The organism is Aminobacter niigataensis (assembly GCF_014200015.1).
Classification (GTDB): domain Bacteria; phylum Pseudomonadota; class Alphaproteobacteria; order Rhizobiales; family Rhizobiaceae; genus Aminobacter; species Aminobacter niigataensis.
In genome coordinates this window covers 127,540-145,914 of sequence record NZ_JACHOT010000002.1, presented here as the reverse complement: position 1 = coordinate 145,914, position 18,375 = coordinate 127,540, and the positions used below count along the sequence as shown (strand labels likewise).

Genomic DNA, 18,375 nt, shown 5'->3' with positions numbered 1-18,375 from the left:
ACCATGAGCGTGACCTCCATGGCAACGACCAGTCCTGTCCCCAGCCAGCGCTTCAGCCCGGCGCGCCGCTCCAACCTCTATTTCGTCTGGCGCGGCGTGCTCGGCGATCCGGTGGCCCGCATTGCGGCGGTCATCATCCTGCTGCTGGTGCTTTGCGCGATCTTTGCGCCTTATCTCGCTCCGTTCCCGCCCAACGAGGCCGATCCCGCCCTGCGCCTGCAGGGGCTGGGGACGCCGGGTCACCTGCTCGGGCTCGATCACCAAGGCAGGGACATTCTCTCCCGCCTGATCTATGGCGCCCGCCTGACCCTGCTGTCGGGTGTCGTTCCGGTGATCCTGGGCGCAGCCATCTCGATCCCGCTCGGGCTGATCGGCGCATGGTATCCGCGCCTCGGCGAAGTGGTGATGCGGGTGATGGACGTCTTTTTCGCTTTCCCGATGGCGCTGCTGGCGATCATGCTTGCAGCCCTGATGGGGCCGGGCCTCGGCAACATGATGATCGCGCTGGTCGTCACCTTGATCCCCTACAACACGCGCGTGGTCTATGCCGCCGCGAGCCAGGAGCGCGAGCTCGCCTATATCGAGGCGGCCAAGGCGATGGCGACATCGGACCTCAAGATCCTGTTCGTCGAGATGCTGCCCAACGTGGTCGCCGCTTCGGTGGTCTACAGCTGCACCATCGTCGGCGCGGTCGTCATCACCGCGGCCGGGTTGAGTTTCCTGGGCCTCGGGGTCCAGCCGCCGATCGCGGAATGGGGCATCATGACCAGCGAAGGCAGGAGCTATGTCTTCGTCGCGCCGCATATCGCAGCACTCCCAGGCCTTGCGATCACCGTTCTGGTCATGGCGTTCAACCTGCTCGGGGACTCGCTGCGGGATTCACTCGACCCCAAGACCAGGCTGCAGCTCGTCAAGCATCGCGCTGCGCCCTCGGCCGACGATGAAGGCAAGGCGTGATGCCGATAAAGACGGTCATCCGAAACGCGCGCATCCTGACGCTCGACGAGCGCGATACCGAATATGCCGAGGCCGACATCGTCATATCGGGCGGCAAGATAGAAGCCCTGGGGCCGGGTGCTGCGAAAGAGGCGGGTGAGGGGGCACGTATCATCGACGGCAAGGGGCTGCTTGCGATGCCCGGTCTCGTCAACGGGCACTTCCACTCGCCCGGAAATTTCATGAAGGGGGCGCTCGGCAACTCGCCGCTCGAGCTGTTCATGCTCTACGAGGTGCCGCCGCTGATGGATCAGGTGGCCTCGCCGCGCTTCGCCTATGTACGGACCATGCTCGGCTGCATCGAAATGCTGAAGCAGGGCGTCACCTCCGTCCACGACGACTGTTTCTTCGTGCCGGTTGTCACCGATGACGAGGTCGACGCCGTCATGCGCGCCTATGCCGACTCAGGCATTCGCGCCACAGTCACGCTCGACCAGCCCAATGTGCCCGAGCACCAGAAATATCCCTTCCTGAAGGACTTCCTTCCCCCGCATCTGCTCAAGCGCATGAGCGAGGTGCGGCTGATGACGGATGCCGAGCTGCTTGGCTGCTACGACCGCTTCATGGCCACCTGGCATGGCACCGAGGCCGGCCGGTTGCGCTGTGCGGTGTCATGCTCGGCGCCGCAGCGCGTGACACCGGCCTATCTGCAGGCGCTTGGTCGGATCGCACGCGAACGCGACATTCCCTACAACATGCACATTCTCGAAACCCGCCTGCAGCGGGTGCTTGGCCAGGAGAATTTCGGCAAGTCGCTGATCCGCTACGTTCACGACATGGGCGTGCTCAATGAACAGGCGATGGTCATCCATTCGATCTGGGTCGACGATGACGATATCGCGCTGCTTGCCGGGTCCGGATGCTCGGTCGCGCACAACCCCGTCTCGAACCTCAAGATCGGCAGCGGCGTCATGCCGTTCCGACGGTTGCAGAAGGCCGGCATCAATGTCTGCATCGGCAATGACGAGGCCTCTACCGATGACGGCATCCATCTGTGGACCGTGGCCAAGGTTGCAGGCCTCGTGCACAATATCGGCGACCCCCGATATGACGACTGGCCTCGGCCGGTCGAGATCCTGACCGCACTGACGTCGGGCGGCGCGAAGGCCATGCGGCTGCCGCAACCCTCGGGGCGTCTCGCGCCCGGCTTCCAGGCCGACATCATCCTGCTCGATCTCAATTCGCTGGCGTTCACGCCGCTGAACGACCTGAGGCGGCAGCTCGTCTATTGCGAGAACGGCTCCTCGGTCGTCACCGCCATGGTTGGCGGCGAGATCGTCATGGAGAACCGCAAGCTGCTGACCGTCGACGAAGACGCGATCAAGGCCGAGGCACGTTCGCTTGCCGGGGAATTCTCCGAATACATGGCACGCTGCAAGTCGGCCGCCGACGAGCTCGAGCCGTACTATCGGCAGATGTATCTTAAGGCGCTCGACACGCCGGTCGGCCTGAACAGATGGGCCGGCCCGATGGTGCCGTAGCCAGCGCCGTTCGCCACAACATTCTCCAATCACTACAACCGGATAGTTTCCAGCATGACCACGACACGAGTGAAAGCGCGCTACGTCATCGGTTTTGACGGCCAAGGCCACCGGACGATGAAGGACGCGGAAGTCGTCTATCGTGGCGACACCATCATCTTCGTCGGACGCGGCTATGAAGGGCCGGTGGATCAGGAGATTGACGGCGGCAACGCCATCCTCGGGCCGGGCTTCATCGACCTCAACGCATTGGCCGATCTCGACACGACGGTGCTTGCCTTCGACAACCAGCCGGACTGGGCCAAGGGCAGGGTCTGGCCGGAGGACTATGTCGCATCGGGTCCGATGGAGATGTATTCCACCGACGAGCAGACCTTCAAGATGAAGTACGCCTTCGTCCAACTGATCCGCAACGGCATCACCACAGCACTTCCGATCACCTCGATGTTCTATCGCGAATGGGCCGAGACCTACGACGAGTTCGCCCGCTCGGCCGACAGCGCCGCCGAAATCGGCATCAGGGCCTATCTGGGGCCATGCTATATGACCGGGGTCTCCCTGATCCGCGACAATGGCAGCTTCGGCGTCCATTGGGACGAGGAGCGCGGGCTCAAGGGCCTGGAGTCTGCCCGCGACTATGTCCGCAAGTTCGACGGCGCCCATGATGGCCTGGTCCGAGGCATGCTGGCGCCGGACCGGATCGAAAACTGCACCCCCGAACTCATTCGGCGCTCAGCCGCGGTGGCCGAGGAGCTCGACTGCCCGATCCGGCTGCATTGCTGCCAGGGCCTCGACGAGTTCGACAGCATTGTCGAGCGCTACGACAAGACACCGGTGGAATGGCTCTCGTCGCTGGGCTTCCTGTCGAAGCGGTCCCTGCTGCCGCATGGCGTCTACGTCACCGGTCACAGTGCCATCAAGCGCACCGGCAACGACGTCGACATTCTTGCCGCTTCCGGTGCCGCGCTGATCCACTGTCCGCTGGTGCTGTCACGCTACGGTGGGATGATGGAATCCTTTGCCCGGCTCAAGAAGGCGGGCATCCCCATCGGCCTCGGCACCGACACCTTCCCGCCCGACATGGTCGAGAACATGCGGCTCGGCATCAGCCTGTGCCGCGTTGCGGAGGGCGATGTGTCGGCCTGCAGTTCGGCCGATTTCTACAATGCTGCCACGATCGTCGCCGCCGATGCGCTCGGCCGTCCGGATCTTGGGCGCCTCGCCGTCGGCGCCAAGGCCGACATGACGCTGTTCGACCTCTCGGCCTTCGAACTCGGCCAGGTCATCGACCCGATCCAGACGATGATGCTGAGCGGCACCGGCCGCGACTTCAAGATGTCGATCGTCAACGGGCGGGTGGTCATGAAGGATCGCCAACTGCCGGGCATCGACCTCGAAGCCTATCGCCATCGGGCGCAAGCCCAGTTCGATGGACTGATCGCCAAGTATCCGGCACGTACCTGGCGTCATCCTTCAGTCGACGAGATCTTCAAGCCATCGTTTCCGTTGGCGTGACACGTGGTTGCCGGCGCGCATTTTTCGCGATGTCCAAGCAGCCTCGTTTCGAGGCTGCTTGGACAGACCGCGAACCTGTCCGGCCTCGCTTACGGTTTGGCGAGACGGAAGTCCGCCGGCTCGATACCCATTGTGAGCATGCTGGGCTTCAACTCAGCGAGTGCATCGACTCGGTAGGCGGCCGGCAAGTAGACCCCATACATGTCGACCATCACTGCGTCATTGTGGAGGATGGTCTGGACCTGCTTGTAAAGGTCGCAGCGCTTGGCGTCGTCTGCGGTCGCAACAGCCTGGTCCAGCAGTTTGTCGACTTCCGGATTGGCATAGCCGGTGCGGTTGGTGCCGATGGCATCCGACTTGTAGCTCTTCACCAACATGACGCCGGCATCCGGCACCTGGGCGGAGTCCTCGATCAACATCATCTGCGGAATCGAGTTCGGGTCCTTCAGGCTGGCGAGATAGTTTGGAAAGGCGATCGGCTCGAGCTCCAACTCGACGCCGATCTCACGCAGGTTGGACTGGAACAGCGTCGCTTCCTGTTTCATCATGTCGAACACGGGTTGGAAGTTCATCTTGAGCTTCAGGTTGCTCGCACCTGCCTCGGCAAGCAACGCCCTGGCGGCGTCGAGGTCGCGCTTCACCTCCGGCAATTCGGGACGGCAGTCGAGACGGGCCGGCAAAGGTCCATTGGCAAGCGCACCAAAGCCATCGCGGATGCCGCGCAGGCCACCTGAATAGTCGTAGACCATACGTAGCGCCTTGCGGACCTTGGGATCAGCGGTCGGGCCGACACGGGTGTTGAATACCACTTCGGCCTGGTAGCTGGTGTTGATCGGGACAACCTTGAGCGCCTGGTCCGCGGCGATCGTGGCGGCGTCGCGGGCCGCAAAGTTAAAGGCAACGTCGATGTTACCTGCCCGCAGTTCATCGCGAAGCGTCGAGCTTTCATCGATGCGACGGAACACGATCGACTGCGGACGTCCCTCCTCGTGAGCCCAGTAGTCCTTGAACAGGTCGATGACCACTGCCTGCGACTGATCGCCAACCACATAGGGGCCGCTGCCTGCGTCATGAACCTGGAGCCAACCTTGGCCATCGTTGTCACCAGCATTGGCGGCGACCAATGCGGAGTTGAGGATGTAGATCTTGCTCAGCGACGGCAGGAAAAGCAGGTTTGGATTGGACAAATTGATGGTGAAGTGGGTGTCATCGGTGACGGTGGTCGACTTGTAGTCGCTCACCAGCGAGCCGACGCCGGCGCCGAGACGCTTCAGGCGGTCAAGCGTGTAGGCAACGTCCTTGGCCGTCAGCGCCGTCCCGTCATGGAATTTCACACTGGAGCGAAGCGTAAAGGTGATCGACCTGGCGTCGTCCGAATAGGCGTATTCGGTCGCCAGGCTGCCGATGAGCGTGGTCTCATCATAAGTCACCAGCGTGTCGTAGACTGCGCTGATGACAGCGTTGGTCTGGTTGTAATCGGCCCGCAGGGGATCCAGCGTGTTGATCTGACCGCTTCGCCCGACGATGATCGTGTGTTCACGATCCGCGGCCAAGGCCGTCGAACCGCCGAGACCAATCATCCCGGCGACTGCGCCGACGCCGACGCTCGCAAGGAACTGCCGCCGGCTTTGCGATAACGCGGCCAAAAAGAATGCATGCATAGTTGTACCTCCCATATGATGAATGGATCTGCTTTTGGCAAAGGCTGCTCGCAGCGGTTTGTGATCTAGGTCGTCGCCATCACGGCTTCGTCACCGGTGACGCTCCGCGGTTCCCGATTGATCAGCGGCAAGAATTCTTCGTCGGGAAGATGAGAGCCGCCTGTCGTCCACAGGACATGGACAGCATTTGATCCTGACCCTGCGGCGAGCAATTGCGATAGGCCGCAAAACGGGGCTGCCGCCGAGGGCTCAAGCCTCAAGCCTTCCTGTTCCCACAGGCGCTGTACCCAAGCCACCATGTCTGCATCCGTGCATGTCAGGCAGCCATCGACCAATCGATCCATGAGCCGCGCCACCAGCATGGAAGCTGATGTTACCGCCAAACCGTCTGCAATGGTCTCGCCATTCAGGCCTAAGTCTTCCAGCGCTATGGCGATATCGGAGCCAGAAGCCAGTTGAACCAACATGCAAGGCGCGTTGACCGGCTCGATAAAGTAACAGCGAACGGCGTCGCCAAGTAACGCTTTCAACCCAAATGTGATGCCACCCGGCGCGCCGCCCACACCACAGGGAAGATAGACATTGGCTGGTGTATCCGCGTTGATCGCGATGTCGGCCGACTTGAGTTGCCTGACCAGATCGAACGCCGCTGTTGAATAACCGAGAAACAGGGCACGGGAATTCTCGTCATCGATAAAGAAGGATGATTGATCCAACTCCGCGGACGCCCGTGCCGCGGCCACCGCTGACGTGTAGCTACCCGGATGTTCGACTATTGAAACGCCGATGCGCCGCAGCCGGTCTTTTTTCCAACTCTTGGCGTCCTTCGACATGTGCACTTCGGCCTTGAAGCCAAGCGACCGTGCGATTGCGCCGACACTGAACCCAAGGTTTCCAGTTGATCCGACGATTATCTTGAATCTGCTGAATGTTTCGGCAGCCTTCGGGCTATCCAGGGCCAGAGTGTCCTCGGGCGAAGAAATAAGCCCAGTGCTGAGGGCCAATTTTTCCGCAATAGTTAACACCTCATAGATGCCGCCTCTTGCCTTAATAGTGCCAGTTATTGGCAAGTCATGATCAGTCTTAACAAAAATGCGACTCTCTACAGCCGCATTTGGAAACAATGAGGGTATGTCCGATATTTCGATCAAGTCAGAGTCAATACGCCCATTTGTCGCTACTGTCTGAGGGAACAGTCTGGCAATTAGTGGCTGGAACCGTATCCATCGCGCTTGAGCTGCTCGAATGTCCGTTATGTTTATGTCAAGGCTCGGAATAACAACATATGATGAATCTAATCCTGGATTCATCCATATATATGGTTCGCGATTCAGCACTTCTTGCGGAATTGTCTCTGGTTTATTTTCCATATTCCCATCATCTTGCAAACTATATAATCGTGATTAACGGGAATTGTTAATTCGATACTGAGAAGTTACAAGCCAGTATTGCTAATGCCGGCATTAGGAACGATGATGCGCACGCTCGACCCAACGATGGCCGCAGATCTCTTTGTGTTTTCCGAAGTGACGGCGTGCGGGAGCTTTACCGGCGCTGCCGAGCGAATGCGTGTCACCCAAGGCGCGGTCAGCCAAAGAATTGCACGTTTGGAAAAGCGGTTGGGCGAGCCGCTTTTTTTCCGGGGTTCGAGGGGGCTCGCGCTTACTTCCATGGGGGCGTCGCTGGCCGAAGCAGTCAGGCCCGCCATGGACCAGATTGCTGAAGCGTTGCTCAAGCTTGGAGGCCCGTTTCAGCCGCGCCGTCTACGGATCAGCTGCTCCGGCTCGCTGGCGCTGGATTGGCTGGGCGGTCTCATCCTGCAATTCCAGACAACGGAGCCGGCGATCGAGATCGAGTTGGTGGCGGAGGATGACCTGCCGGAGATCGCCAAGCTACGCCGCGAAAGCATCGACCTTGCGATTCGCTATGACAGCTCGCCGCCACAGGGGCTCATGATACTTGCGGTCCTGGACTCGTTGATCTTCCCGGTATGCACATCGGAATTGCGAACCAAGCTGGCTCGCGACAAAGCATGTTCCTTCACGCGCCTGCACGACGCGCATGCATGGCCGAAAGCCAGTCGCACGGCGGAGTGGGATGCAATCGACGCGGTGACGAGTGAGTTCGCGGATCGACGGCACAAGGACGTATACTTCAACTTGTCGAAGCTGGCTCTTCAGGCTGCGGCCCAGGGGGCAGGCGTGGCAATCGGTCGAACTCCTCTGGTCAACCAGCAAATCTTGAACGGCAGTCTCGTTCCGGCAACATCGGCCCGGCCGATAGTCGCGGCGCGGTACTATTTTCTTTCATTGATGGATGCGGCGCCGAGCGCGGCTCTCACCAGTTTTGTGAGCTACGTGTGCGATGCGTGGCCGTCACCGCTCCAAACAGCCTGATGGCGGCGGCGGCAGACCGCCGCGCCGCCTCGACAGAATAGCGAAGCAGCCTCGCGGAGGCATGTAGGTCCGGCCCCTTGGCGCATGCGCCTTCCAACTGGTCGAACTGACCTCGAAGGGACGACCCCCATTTTCGATTGGTACCAATCGACTTATATGTTAGGAAAAACTAATTCCTCGTAGGGGTGGCGGGCAGCAGCGCATAAGCTGCGTCGGCCATGGCTGGAACCCGGCCGACGAGGCGCATGGACGCGGAGGATAAGATGTTGGCATGTCATCTTGCCAGAGGCGGCGGTTGACCATGGGCTCGACGGGTGAGCCTTGGCGCGTCGGCGTCCTCTTCTCGCAATCCGGAGACACCGGCGCGATCGAGGAGACCCAGCTCAAGGGCACGATGCTGGGCATCGCCGAAATCAACGCGGCGGGCGGCATCAATGGTCGCGAGATCGTGCCGATCATCTACGATCCGACATCCAGCACCGAACTCTATTCCCATTATGCGCGGAAGCTTTTGATCGAGGATCGCGTCACGACGATCTTCGGTTGCTACACTTCGACAAGCCGCAAGGCAGTGCTGCCACTGGTGGAGCGGGTCAACGCATTGCTGTGGTACCCGACGCGCTACGAGGGCTTCGAGTTCTCGCCCAACATCATCTACACCGGGTCGTCGCCCAACCAGAACACGATCGAACTGATCAACTACCTGCTCACGACCCACGGCAACCGATTCTACCTGCTGGGCACCGACTATTGTTATCCCCGGCGAACCAACCGGATCGTGCGCGATCTGGTGTGCGGCCAAGGCGGCACCATCGTCGGCGAGGAATATTTGAGTTTCGGTGCCAGCCCGAACGATATTCGGCCGATCATCCGCGACCTTCGCAACAACAAACCCGACGTCATCTTTTCGACGGTCGTCGGCCAGGCGATCTCTCACTTCTACCAGGCCTACGCCGACGCCGGTTTCACCCCCGACAACATGCCCATCGGCAGCTTGAACACCTGCGAGGCGGAGTTGCGGCTCATGGGAACAGACGTCGGGGCCGGGCACATCACCGCTGCGACCTATTTCGAGAGCGTGGAGAATGACGAGAACGACCGCTTCGTTCGTCTCTTCAAACAGCGCTTCGGCGAGGACGAGTCGACCAACATGTGCGCAGAGGCGGCATATTTTCAGGTTCACCTCTTCGCCCAGGCCGTTGCCGAGACCAACAGCATGGATACCGACACCTTGCGCCCGGCGGTGCTCGGCCGGGAGATCGCAGCCCCTCAGGGGCGGATCGGCATCGACTACAAGAACAGCCACGCCGAACTCTGGACGCGGATCGGCAAGGCGGACGACCGCGGCCGGTTCGATATCCTGCGGGAATCGATGGTCGCGCTGCGGCCCGACCCATTTCTGGTGACATGAAGGTGACCGACTTGGTTGAGAACTGCGCAAACGAGGATCGGTCATGAGCGGCCCGCCCACTCGGAGTTCCCCTGGCGCAGGTGCTGACGGTTCGCAGCGTGCAAGCGGTGCGCAACCAAGGGCTACGCGCGGATCGGGAGGCGTGCAGGCGGAATTGCGCCAGTCGACGGTGCTTCTTGTGCATCCGCGCGACGGCCAGGGCGATGCCGTCCTGCGTGAGGTGAGGCGGGTCGGATGCCGCGTGGAGATGACTTGGCCAGCGCCAACGTTGCCGCCGATCGGCTTCGACTTCGCACTGGTGGCAATCGATGCCGAAGTGCTTGCCACGGCGCCGTGGCTTTCCGGAGCGCCGCCGGTGCCCGTCGTGGCGGTCGTGGACGGGGACAAGGGTGTACCGGTCGATGTGCTCAGGCTTTCCAACGCCCAGGCGGTGCTGGTCAAGCCGTGCCAGCCGGCGGCCATACTGTCCAACCTTGCTCTGGCGCGCAACATATTCAGCTACGAGCGGCGGCTGCTGAACAAGGTGGCGAAGCTCGAGGAGACGCTGCATGCCTCACGCCAGATCGAGCAGGCCAAGCTCATCTTGATGACGCAGAAGAAGCTGCGCGCCAACGAGGCGTACGACTATCTGCGACGGCAAGCCATGACCAAGCAGATGTCGGTTGCGGCAATTTCTGCGGCCCTGGTTGACGCCTACGGATTGATGGAATAACATCTAAATGTTCGTGAGGCCTTTGGGTCTTCGATGGCTCCAAGCGAGCCGACTTTCGCAGCAAAAGCGCTGCGCTCCATAGAGGATCAAGATTGACCTCGCGCAAACTCAGGTTTCTGAGTGCGCGGGGTTTTTGCGTTTTTCTACCAACTGCGGATCGCACTGGAGAAAACACGCCAAGAGTTCTGAGGTAGACAGCAACTGACCCTGACGGGTCGGGACGAATACTTATTGCCTGAGCAGAACTATCACCACGGCCGGCCTGAGAAGGGCGGCCGAACCCTGGACTATTGCCAAATGCAGGAGGTAGCTATGGCGCAGTGGAAGCTAGACAAGGAAGTTGACTATGAAGTCTTCGAGCTTGGAGATCTTAAACTCCAGAAAGGGATGACCCTTCCTGACGCCAAGCTGGCATACAAGACGTTTGGCAGGCTGAACGCCGACAAGAGCAATGTCATCGTCCTGCTGACCTACATGGCCTCCACTCACTACGACAACCAGTGGGTCATCCGGGAAGGCGGCGCGCTCGACCCGAGCAAGTATTTCATCGTCATCCCCAACGTCTTCGGCAACGGTCTGTCGTCCTCGCCGAGCAACACGCCGGCGCCCTACAACAAGGCGCGCTTCCCGCATGTCACCTACTACGACAACATCAAGGCGCAGCATCGCCTGCTGACCGAGAAGTTCGGCATTACCAAGATCAAGATGGTCACTGGCTGGTCGATGGCCGCCGCGCAGACGTTCCATTGGGCTGCGCTCTATCCCGATATGGTCGAGACGATCTGTCCGACTGCCGGCTCGGCGAAGACGGCAAAGCATAACCATGTGATGCTTGAGGGCGTGAAAGCTGCGCTGACGGCCGACGATGCCTTCAAGGACGGCTGGTATGACGAGCAGCCCTTCAAAGGCCTGCGCGCCATGGGTCGCGTCTATGCGGGCTGGGGCTTCTCGCAGGAATTCTTCCGCAAGGAGGAATATCTCGAGCTCGGCTACGCTTCCGTCGAGGATTTCATCGTCGGCTATTGGGAGCAGTGGTTCAACCTGCGCGACGCCAACAACATGGTCGCGATGATCCGCACCTGGCAGTCCGGCGACATCAGCGACAACGAGCTCTACAACGGCGACTTCCGCAAGGCGCTCGGCGCCATCAAGGCCAAGGCGATCGTCATGCCGGGCGACTGCGACCTCTACTTTCCGCCGGAAGACAGCGCGTTCGAGGTCGAACACATGCCGAATGCGGAACTTCGCCCCTTCCGCTCGAGCCATGGACACTTCGCGGGCGGATCCGGCCTCAGGAAGGCGGATGTGAAGTTCCTCGACGAGGCTTGGCGGGAACTACTGGCGAGCTGAGCCGCAACGCCTTTCTTTTCCGAACATGAACTTGGACCGGGCCTATCCGCGCGGATAGGCCTCAAAGCAAAGGGGAACGCAAATGATAATAAATTCAAGCGTCAATCGCCGGTCATTCCTGAAGACGACGGCTACCGCCGCAGCAAGCCTCGGCCTGATCGGCGCCGGTGGCCGCGCTTTCGCGCAAGAGGATACGATCAAGATCGCCAGCTTGCTCGATCTTTCCGGAGGTCTCGATGCGGCCGGAAAGCCGATGCAGGACGCCATCACCTTCGCCGTCGAAGAGATCAACCAGGCAGGCGGGCTCCTGGGCAAGCAAATCAGCCTGGTCACCTACGACACCCAGACCGACATGCGGCTCTATCCGCAGTATGCCCAGCAGGCAGCCTTGAAGGACAAGGTGTCTGCCGTGTTTGGAGGCATTACGTCCGCCTCCCGCGAGGTGATGCGGCCGGTACTCCGGCGTCTCAACACGCTTTACTTCTACAACACCCAATACGAAGGCGGCGTCTGCGACCGCAACATCTTCTGCACCGGCATCACGCCAGCGCAGAAACAATCCAAGCACGTGCCCTATGCGATGAACAAATGGGGCAAGAAGATCTACACGCTGGCTGCCGACTACAATTACGGCCAGATCACCGCAGCGTGGACCCGAAAATATTGCACTGAAAACGGTGGCCAGATCGTCGGCGAGGACTTCTTCCCCCTCGACGTCACCAACTTCGGATCGACGATCCAGAAGATCCAGGAAGCCAAGCCGGACTTCCTCTATCTCGTCCTGGTCGGCGGCGCGCACCAGTCGTTCTACCGTCAGTGGGCCGCTGCCGGCATGAACAAGCAGATCCCGATGGCGTCGACGACGATGACCATCGGCGGCGAGCAGATGGTGCTTTCGCCCGAGGAAACCAACGGCATCCTGTTGTGCTTCAATTATTTCGAGTCGCTCGACACGCCGGCCAACAAGGCCTTCCTGGAGCGCTTCCATAAACGCTTCGGTGCCGACTACCCGTATGTGACCGAACTGGCGATGGCCACCTACCAGTCCGTCTACCTGTGGGCGGAAGGGGTCAAGCGGGCGGGCACCGCCGAACGCATGCCGGTGATCGAGGCACTCGAGTCTGGCATCAGCCTCGACCTGCCCAGCGGCAAGTTCTCGATCGATCCGCAGACGCATCACTGCGTCATGGACATCAACATCGGCCAGATCCAGGACCGCAAGATCAACATCCTGGAGAGCTTTCCGCAGCAGCAGCCGCTCGACACGTCAGGCGTCTGCGATCTCAAGAAGAACCCCGACGACAACTCGATGTACGTCATCAAGGTCTGAATGATCCGAAAGGTTGCGGGTCGTTCGGTCGCACTGGAGCGAACGACCACGCAGCGATCCAGGAGGCTGTGCCGGTTATGGACCTGCTCGTAGTACTTTCCTTTGAGGCTCTCAAAGCCGTTGCAAGCCTGGCGCTGATCAGCGTCGGACTTGCCATCATTTTCGGCATGATGCGGGTGATCAACCTCGCGCATGGCGAATTCCTCATGCTCGGCGGCTATGCTGCGATCGTCGCGACCAAGGCGGGCGTCAACATCTGGGTCGCAACGCTTCTGGTCAGTCCCCTTGTGGTGGGGTTGTTCGGTGTGGTCATCGAGCGGACGATCATCCGCTTCCTCTATGGCCGGCCGCGCGACACCATGCTTGCGACCTGGGGGCTGAGCCTTTTCCTGGTCGGCCTGGCGACGACCGTTTTCGGCAATACCACCGAGGGTATTTCGGCACCGGCAGGGTCGCTGCAGATCGGCGACTACCGCATCGCCGCCTACTCGCTGATCATCATCGTCATCGCAATCGCCGTGTTCGCCGCGATCTGGGCTGTCTTCCGCTTCACGCGCTATGGGCTGATCGCCCGCAGCACGATGCAGAATGCCGACATGGCCGCAGCCCTGGGCGTCAATCCATCGCGCGTCTATGCCGTCACATTCGGTGTCGGCGCCGGCCTGGCCGGCCTTGCCGGCGGCGTCATGGCGCCGATCACGGGCATCGTACCGACGATCGGCGCGGCCTATGTCGCCAAGGCTTTCATCACCGTCATCGGTGGCGGCCCGGCTATCCTTGCGGGCACGGTTTCGGCCTCGGTGCTGTTCGGGGCGATCGACCAGATCATCACATATCTTTCGACCCCGGTTATCGGCGAGGTGGCCCTTCTTGCCGCTGCCGTCGTGCTGCTGCGGTTCATGCCGCAAGGCATCACCGGGCGTTTCTTCAGGAGGGCGGCATGACCGCGAATTGGCAAGGAAACGGCGGACTGGTTGCCGCCACGGTGTTGGGGCTGGTGCTGTTGCTGGCACTGCCGCAGATCGTCGACCCGGTCATGATGATCGAGCTGACGTCCTATGTGATCATGGCCATCCTGGCGCTCAGCCTCGGGCTGATCTGGGGCTATGGCGGTATCTTGTGCTTCGGCCAGTCGGCGTTCTTCGGCATCGGCGCTTATGCCTACGCCATCGCCGTCATCAATTTCGGCGACAGCACGATTCCGCTGCTGCTCTCGATCGTCGTTCCCGGGCTGTTTGCGGCATTGCTCGGCTACTTCCTGTTCTACGCGCGCATCACCGATGTCTATTTCGGCGTCATCACGCTGACGGTGACATTGATCCTCTACAAGGTCATGGGCGCGACTTCCGGTTCCCAGTATGTCATCGGCGCCGCCCCCTTGGGTGGCTACAACGGCATCCCGGCTGTTCCGCCCCTGAACCTTCCGGGCAGGCCCGACGTCGCGCTCTCCTTTGACGGCCTGTTCTATCTGTCCGGCCTCACATTGCTGGCGGTCTATGTCGGCTTGCGGCTGATGCTGAAGAGCCGCTTCGGACAGGTCGTCGTTGCCATCCGCGAAAACGAACGCCGCGCCGAACTGCTTGGCTATGACGCACGCTTCTACAAGCTGGCGACCTTCGCGATTGGCGGCGCCATCGCTGGCCTGGCCGGCTGCCTGTTCGCCAACTGGGGCATGTTCATCAGCCCCGATGTCTTCGGGCTGGCGCAGTCGGCGCAAGTCATCATCTGGGTGATCGTCGGTGGCACTGGGACGCTGCTTGGCCCCATCGTCGGCTGCTTCGCCATCCAGTGGATCGCCACGAAGCTCGGCGCCCAGCAACTGCTCAATGCCAACCTGGTGCTCGGTACGATCCTGATCGGCTTTGTCCTGCTGGTGCCGAAGGGTGTCGTGCCGACAGTCAGTGACGCCCTTCGGCGGTTGAAATTCCGCCCCTACGTCGCTCCGCTGGTCGAACAGAGGAGAGTGCCATGACTTCGCCCGATTGCATCCTCGAGACCCGAGGCCTCGAAAAGCGCTTTGGCGGCGTCGTTGCCATTGCCAGCGTCGACTTCCGCCTGAAGCAGCGTGAGTTGCGCTGCCTGATCGGTCCCAATGGGGCCGGCAAAAGCACTTTCTTCAAGATGCTGACGGCACAGCTCAAGCCGACGACCGGCCAGATATTGTTCGATGGCGTCGACATCACCCGAGCCCAGCCGCATCAGGTCAGCCGGTTGGGCATCGGCATCAAGAACCAGGTGCCCGACGTCTTCAACAACCTGACCGTGGCCGAAAACATCTCCGTTGCCGCCCGTTCTCGCCATGGCAAGGCGCGCGCCGCGGCCAAGGGCAAGGACGTCATGGAGCGGCTGGGCCTGACCGCCCTGACAGGCAGGCTGGTCGGCGAACTGGCCCACGGCCAGCGCCAATGGGTCGAGCTCGCCATGGTGGTGGCGCTCGAGCCCAAGCTGATCCTGCTGGACGAACCGGCGGCCGGAATGACGGCGGATGAGACCAACAAGACAGCTGAACTCATCCGCGAGGTCAACAAGTCGGCGGCCATCGTCGTCGTCGAGCACGACATGCAGTTCATCAAGCAGATCGCGCAAACGGTGACCGTGTTCCACCAGGGGCGCGTTCTCATCGAGGACACGATGGACAAGGTTCAGGGCAACGAACTGGTCCGCGAAGTCTATCTGGGGAAATCCGAAGATGATTGAGGTCAAGAACCTGCACTCCGGCTACGGTCGGATCCCGATCCTGCACGGCATCAATTTCACGATGAAGCCGGGCGAGGTCGTCGGCATCCTGGGCCACAACGGCATGGGCAAGACCACGCTGTTGCGCACGCTCGTCGGCCAAATCAAGACGACGCAAGGGCGCATCGAGTTCGACGGCCGCGACGTCACGTCTGCCAGCTCGTCCGAGCGGGCTCGCGCCGGCATTGGCTACGTGCCGCAGGGCCGCGACATCTTCCCGCTGCTTTCGGTCATGGAGAACCTGAAGATGGGGGAGATCATGCGCGATGGCGCAAGCGCCATACCCGAGATGCTCGGGCATTTCCCGGTGCTGAAGGATCTGCTCGAGCGGCCCGGCCGCGGGCTGTCAGGCGGACAGCAACAGATACTGGCGCTGGCTCGCTGCCTTGCCGGGCGCCCGAAGCTGGTGCTGCTCGACGAGCCGACCGAAGGCATCCAGCCCTCGATCGTCGATCTCATCGCTGAAAAGCTCGGCGAACTGAAAGTCACGCTGGGCCTGGGCATCATCCTGGTCGAACAGGACATCCGCTTCATCCGCCAGTTGGCCGATCGTGTGCTGATCATCCAGAAGGGCGCGTTCGTTGCCGAGATTTCGCCAGACCAGCTCTACGACAGGGAAATCGTCGACGCCCATCTGGGGATCTGACCCGGGACCCGGCTGCGAATTTGCCACGGGATCCAGAACGTGCGGCCAACTGCTCCAGGGGGATGTCGAATGTTGAAGCTGAATTCCATTGTCGGATTGGCGGCTGACCAGCAGTTGAGCGCCCGGCTCCATCTGCTGGATCACGAAGGCCGTGTCGAGTTCATCATGCTCGACACCGCCGAAATTGCCCGACGGCGCCTGTCGGTGACAACAGACCGAGGCACGCTCTGCGCGATCTCCCTGCCGCGCACGCAGCGGCTTGTCGACGGCGCGGTGCTGTTGCTCGAGGACAAGCGCGCCATCGTCGTCCGGGCGGAGCCTGAGAGGTGGCTGATCTTCAAGGCGGTCGATGCCGCGGCGGGAATCGAGCTCGGATACTGCGCCGGCAACATGCATTGGCCGGTGCGTTTCGAAGGCGACCATCTCTACGTCGTCGGCGAACTTGGATCCGGCCACGTTCTGGACCGCCTCAACCATGTGCTCGGCCGCGGCGACGTTGTTTTCCTCGGCGAAGACAAATGATGGTCAGCCTGCGAGGAAATGCGGGTGGATTGCGCCCTGGGACATCCATTCTTGCGCGCGACACCAACGGCCCCCGCGCAAAGGTTGCCGTACCAATTCGCAAAGAAGGATGGCGACGGTTCGATAGTGCTTGAAAAGCATGGTGATCCCGACAGGAATCGAACCTGTGACCTACAGATTAGGAATCTGCCGCTCTATCCTACTGAGCTACGGGACCACTCGGCTGCACACATAGCGGCTTCCGGCGGATTCGCCAACGGTTTTTGCCGAACATCGGCGGCAGCGGCAAAACCTCTGTCGCGCCGTTGCCGCCTCCGATTTTCGTCAGGCGGCGAGCGCCGTCTCGGCCAGCCGCACCCAGTAGCTGACACCGTGGGGGATGACCTCGTCGTTGAAGTCATAGGCGGGATGATGCAGGTTGGCGCTGTCGCCGTTGCCGATGAAGATGAAGGCGCCAGGGCGCGCTTCCAGCATGTAGGAAAAGTCCTCGCCGCCCATCAGCGGCTGGATCGCCCGGTGCACCTGCGGCTCGCCGGCCACTGTTGCGGCGACATCGCCGGCAAACACCGTCTCTTCGGGGTGGTTGACGGTGACGGGGTAGTTGGCGTCGTAGTCGAGCTTGATCTCGGTGCCTGTCGTCTCGGCGACACCGCGGCAGATCGCGTTCATGCGCGCTTCGGCAAGTTTCGCCACTTCCTTCTTCAGCGTGCGCACCGTGCCGGCGAGCATCGCGTGCTCGGGAATGACGTTATAGGCAGAGCCGGCGATAAACTTGGTCACCGAAACGACGATCGCCTCGGCCGGGTCGGTCGAGCGTGAGGCGATGGTCTGCAGCGCCGCGACCAGCTGGCTGCCGGCGACGATGGGGTCGATGGCGCGGTGCGGGATCGCGGCATGGCCGCCCTTGCCGGTGACTGTGATGGTGAATTCGGCGGTCGCCGCCATGATGGCGCCCGGGCGGATGGCGAACTGGCCGACCGGCAGGCTCGGCATGTTGTGCATGCCGAACACCTTCTGGATCGCGAAGCGCTCCATCATGCCGTCCTTGACCATCTCGTTGCCGCCGCCGCCGCCTTCTTCGGCGGGCTGGAAGATGACGGCGACGGAGCCGGCGAAGTTGCGTGTCTCGGCCAGATATTTCGCAGCTCCGAGCAGCATGGCGGTGTGGCCGTCATGGCCGCAGGCATGCATCTTGCCCGGTACGGTCGAGGCATAAGGCTTGCCGGTGATCTCCTCGATCGGCAGCGCATCCATGTCGGCGCGCAGGCCGATCGTGCCGCCTGTGCCGAGGCCGCCCTTGATGATGCCGACGACGCCGGTCTTGCCAAGCCCGGTGACGATTTCGTCGCAGCCGAATTCCTTGAGCTTGCCCACGACGAAGTCGGCGGTCTCGAAGACGTCGAAATTCAGCTCCGGCTTCTGGTGCAGGTGGCGGCGCCAACCGGCGATCTCTTCCTGCATTTCGGCGGCTCGGTTCAGGATCGGCATTTTGGTCTCGACTTCCTGTTTGTTGGACCAGGGGTCCGGATTCGCAATTGTGATCGCGCAAGCTCTGCCATCTTGGCGTCACATACGTTATTTAGCAGCAGCGGCGACGCCGTGGCCATGGTCTTTGGTAC

The 18,375-nt window shown here is 61.3% G+C and carries 16 protein-coding genes and 1 tRNA gene; 13 read left to right on the top strand and 4 right to left on the bottom strand.

Annotated features, from left to right (window positions below; genetic code table 11):
* The first annotated feature begins 3 nt into the window (after positions 1–3).
* Genes GGQ99_RS10485 through GGQ99_RS10475 form a run of 3 tightly spaced genes read left to right on the top strand, consistent with a single transcriptional unit; the run spans position 4 to position 3,992 of the window.
* Positions 4–957 carry an ABC transporter permease gene (locus GGQ99_RS10485; RefSeq protein ID WP_245439678.1) on the top strand — a complete coding sequence of 318 codons (954 nt, stop codon included), beginning with the start codon at positions 4–6 and terminating at the stop codon, positions 955–957.
* Positions 957–2,477: an amidohydrolase family protein gene (locus tag GGQ99_RS10480; protein ID WP_246389548.1), complete on the top strand. Its 1,521-nt coding sequence runs from the start codon at positions 957–959 to the stop codon at positions 2,475–2,477. The genes GGQ99_RS10485 and GGQ99_RS10480 overlap by 1 nt, the downstream gene beginning before the upstream one ends.
* Positions 2,478–2,531: 54 nt before the next feature.
* Positions 2,532–3,992, top strand: coding sequence for an amidohydrolase family protein (locus GGQ99_RS10475; protein ID WP_183262501.1), 1,461 nt, complete (start codon positions 2,532–2,534; stop codon positions 3,990–3,992).
* A gap of 89 nt (positions 3,993–4,081) precedes the next feature.
* Here GGQ99_RS10475 and GGQ99_RS10470 read toward each other — a convergent pair whose 3' ends face one another.
* A complete protein-coding gene (locus GGQ99_RS10470; protein WP_183262500.1) occupies positions 4,082–5,653 on the bottom strand; it encodes an ABC transporter substrate-binding protein in 1,572 nt (523 codons plus the stop codon).
* 65 nt (positions 5,654–5,718) lie between these two features.
* The gene (gene dsdA / locus GGQ99_RS10465; RefSeq protein ID WP_183262499.1) at positions 5,719–7,023 is read right to left on the bottom strand and encodes a D-serine ammonia-lyase; all 1,305 of its coding nucleotides are present in this window, start codon (positions 7,021–7,023) and stop codon (positions 5,719–5,721) included.
* Positions 7,024–7,128: 105 nt separating this feature from the next.
* Here dsdA and GGQ99_RS10460 point away from each other — a divergent pair, with 105 nt between their 5' ends.
* The 10 genes from GGQ99_RS10460 (at position 7,129) to GGQ99_RS10415 (ending at position 16,756) form a co-directional block, all read left to right on the top strand.
* Positions 7,129–8,049, top strand: coding sequence for a LysR family transcriptional regulator (locus tag GGQ99_RS10460; protein WP_183262498.1), 921 nt, complete (start codon positions 7,129–7,131; stop codon positions 8,047–8,049).
* A gap of 271 nt (positions 8,050–8,320) precedes the next feature.
* A complete protein-coding gene (locus GGQ99_RS10455; RefSeq protein ID WP_183262497.1) occupies positions 8,321–9,460 on the top strand; it encodes a transporter substrate-binding domain-containing protein in 1,140 nt (379 codons plus the stop codon).
* A gap of 142 nt (positions 9,461–9,602) precedes the next feature.
* Positions 9,603–10,172, top strand: a complete 570-nt coding sequence (locus tag GGQ99_RS26300; protein WP_159091599.1) for an ANTAR domain-containing response regulator — start codon at positions 9,603–9,605, stop codon at positions 10,170–10,172.
* 312 nt (positions 10,173–10,484) lie between these two features.
* Positions 10,485–11,522 carry an alpha/beta fold hydrolase gene (locus tag GGQ99_RS10445; protein WP_108606767.1) on the top strand — a complete coding sequence of 346 codons (1,038 nt, stop codon included), beginning with the start codon at positions 10,485–10,487 and terminating at the stop codon, positions 11,520–11,522.
* A gap of 82 nt (positions 11,523–11,604) precedes the next feature.
* Positions 11,605–12,852, top strand: a complete 1,248-nt coding sequence (locus GGQ99_RS10440) for an ABC transporter substrate-binding protein (protein WP_108606768.1) — start codon at positions 11,605–11,607, stop codon at positions 12,850–12,852.
* A 77-nt stretch (positions 12,853–12,929) separates the two neighbouring features.
* Positions 12,930–13,796, top strand: coding sequence for a branched-chain amino acid ABC transporter permease (locus GGQ99_RS10435; RefSeq protein ID WP_108606769.1), 867 nt, complete (start codon positions 12,930–12,932; stop codon positions 13,794–13,796).
* Entirely contained in the window at positions 13,793–14,824 is a 1,032-nt protein-coding gene (locus GGQ99_RS10430; RefSeq protein WP_183262496.1) for a branched-chain amino acid ABC transporter permease, read from the top strand. The genes GGQ99_RS10435 and GGQ99_RS10430 overlap by 4 nt, the downstream gene beginning before the upstream one ends.
* Positions 14,821–15,549 (top strand): ABC transporter ATP-binding protein, encoded by a 729-nt coding sequence (locus tag GGQ99_RS10425; protein WP_183262495.1) that lies wholly within the window; start codon positions 14,821–14,823, stop codon positions 15,547–15,549. Before GGQ99_RS10430 ends, GGQ99_RS10425 begins: the two co-directional genes overlap by 4 nt.
* A complete protein-coding gene (locus GGQ99_RS10420) occupies positions 15,542–16,234 on the top strand; it encodes an ABC transporter ATP-binding protein (RefSeq protein ID WP_108606772.1) in 693 nt (230 codons plus the stop codon). Before GGQ99_RS10425 ends, GGQ99_RS10420 begins: the two co-directional genes overlap by 8 nt.
* A 69-nt stretch (positions 16,235–16,303) precedes the next feature.
* Entirely contained in the window at positions 16,304–16,756 is a 453-nt protein-coding gene (locus tag GGQ99_RS10415; RefSeq protein ID WP_183262494.1) for an urease accessory protein UreE, read from the top strand.
* 140 nt (positions 16,757–16,896) lie between these two features.
* On the opposite strand, the gene GGQ99_RS10410 is transcribed toward GGQ99_RS10415, so the two are convergent.
* Positions 16,897–16,973, bottom strand: a tRNA-Arg gene (locus GGQ99_RS10410).
* Positions 16,974–17,080: 107 nt separating this feature from the next.
* The gene (locus GGQ99_RS10405) at positions 17,081–18,244 is read right to left on the bottom strand and encodes a M20 aminoacylase family protein (RefSeq protein WP_183262493.1); all 1,164 of its coding nucleotides are present in this window, start codon (positions 18,242–18,244) and stop codon (positions 17,081–17,083) included.
* Positions 18,245–18,375 lie beyond the last annotated feature (131 nt).

Excerpts from the sequence above, each read along its gene's own strand:
- GGQ99_RS10485 (WP_245439678.1), top strand. The coding sequence starts at position 4 with ATGAGCGTGACCTCCATGGCAACGACCAGTCCTGTCCCCAGCCAGCGC.
- GGQ99_RS10480 (WP_246389548.1), top strand. The coding sequence starts at position 957 with ATGCCGATAAAGACGGTCATCCGAAACGCGCGCATCCTGACGCTCGAC.
- GGQ99_RS10475 (WP_183262501.1), top strand. The coding sequence starts at position 2,532 with ATGACCACGACACGAGTGAAAGCGCGCTACGTCATCGGTTTTGACGGC.
- GGQ99_RS10470 (WP_183262500.1), bottom strand. The coding sequence starts at position 5,653 with ATGCATGCATTCTTTTTGGCCGCGTTATCGCAAAGCCGGCGGCAGTTC.
- dsdA (WP_183262499.1), bottom strand. The coding sequence starts at position 7,023 with ATGGAAAATAAACCAGAGACAATTCCGCAAGAAGTGCTGAATCGCGAA.
- GGQ99_RS10460 (WP_183262498.1), top strand. The coding sequence starts at position 7,129 with ATGCGCACGCTCGACCCAACGATGGCCGCAGATCTCTTTGTGTTTTCC.
- GGQ99_RS10455 (WP_183262497.1), top strand. The coding sequence starts at position 8,321 with ATGTCATCTTGCCAGAGGCGGCGGTTGACCATGGGCTCGACGGGTGAG.
- GGQ99_RS10445 (WP_108606767.1), top strand. The coding sequence starts at position 10,485 with ATGGCGCAGTGGAAGCTAGACAAGGAAGTTGACTATGAAGTCTTCGAG.
- GGQ99_RS10440 (WP_108606768.1), top strand. The coding sequence starts at position 11,605 with ATGATAATAAATTCAAGCGTCAATCGCCGGTCATTCCTGAAGACGACG.
- GGQ99_RS10435 (WP_108606769.1), top strand. The coding sequence starts at position 12,930 with ATGGACCTGCTCGTAGTACTTTCCTTTGAGGCTCTCAAAGCCGTTGCA.
- GGQ99_RS10430 (WP_183262496.1), top strand. The coding sequence starts at position 13,793 with ATGACCGCGAATTGGCAAGGAAACGGCGGACTGGTTGCCGCCACGGTG.
- GGQ99_RS10425 (WP_183262495.1), top strand. The coding sequence starts at position 14,821 with ATGACTTCGCCCGATTGCATCCTCGAGACCCGAGGCCTCGAAAAGCGC.
- GGQ99_RS10420 (WP_108606772.1), top strand. The coding sequence starts at position 15,542 with ATGATTGAGGTCAAGAACCTGCACTCCGGCTACGGTCGGATCCCGATC.
- GGQ99_RS10415 (WP_183262494.1), top strand. The coding sequence starts at position 16,304 with ATGTTGAAGCTGAATTCCATTGTCGGATTGGCGGCTGACCAGCAGTTG.
- GGQ99_RS10405 (WP_183262493.1), bottom strand. The coding sequence starts at position 18,244 with ATGCCGATCCTGAACCGAGCCGCCGAAATGCAGGAAGAGATCGCCGGT.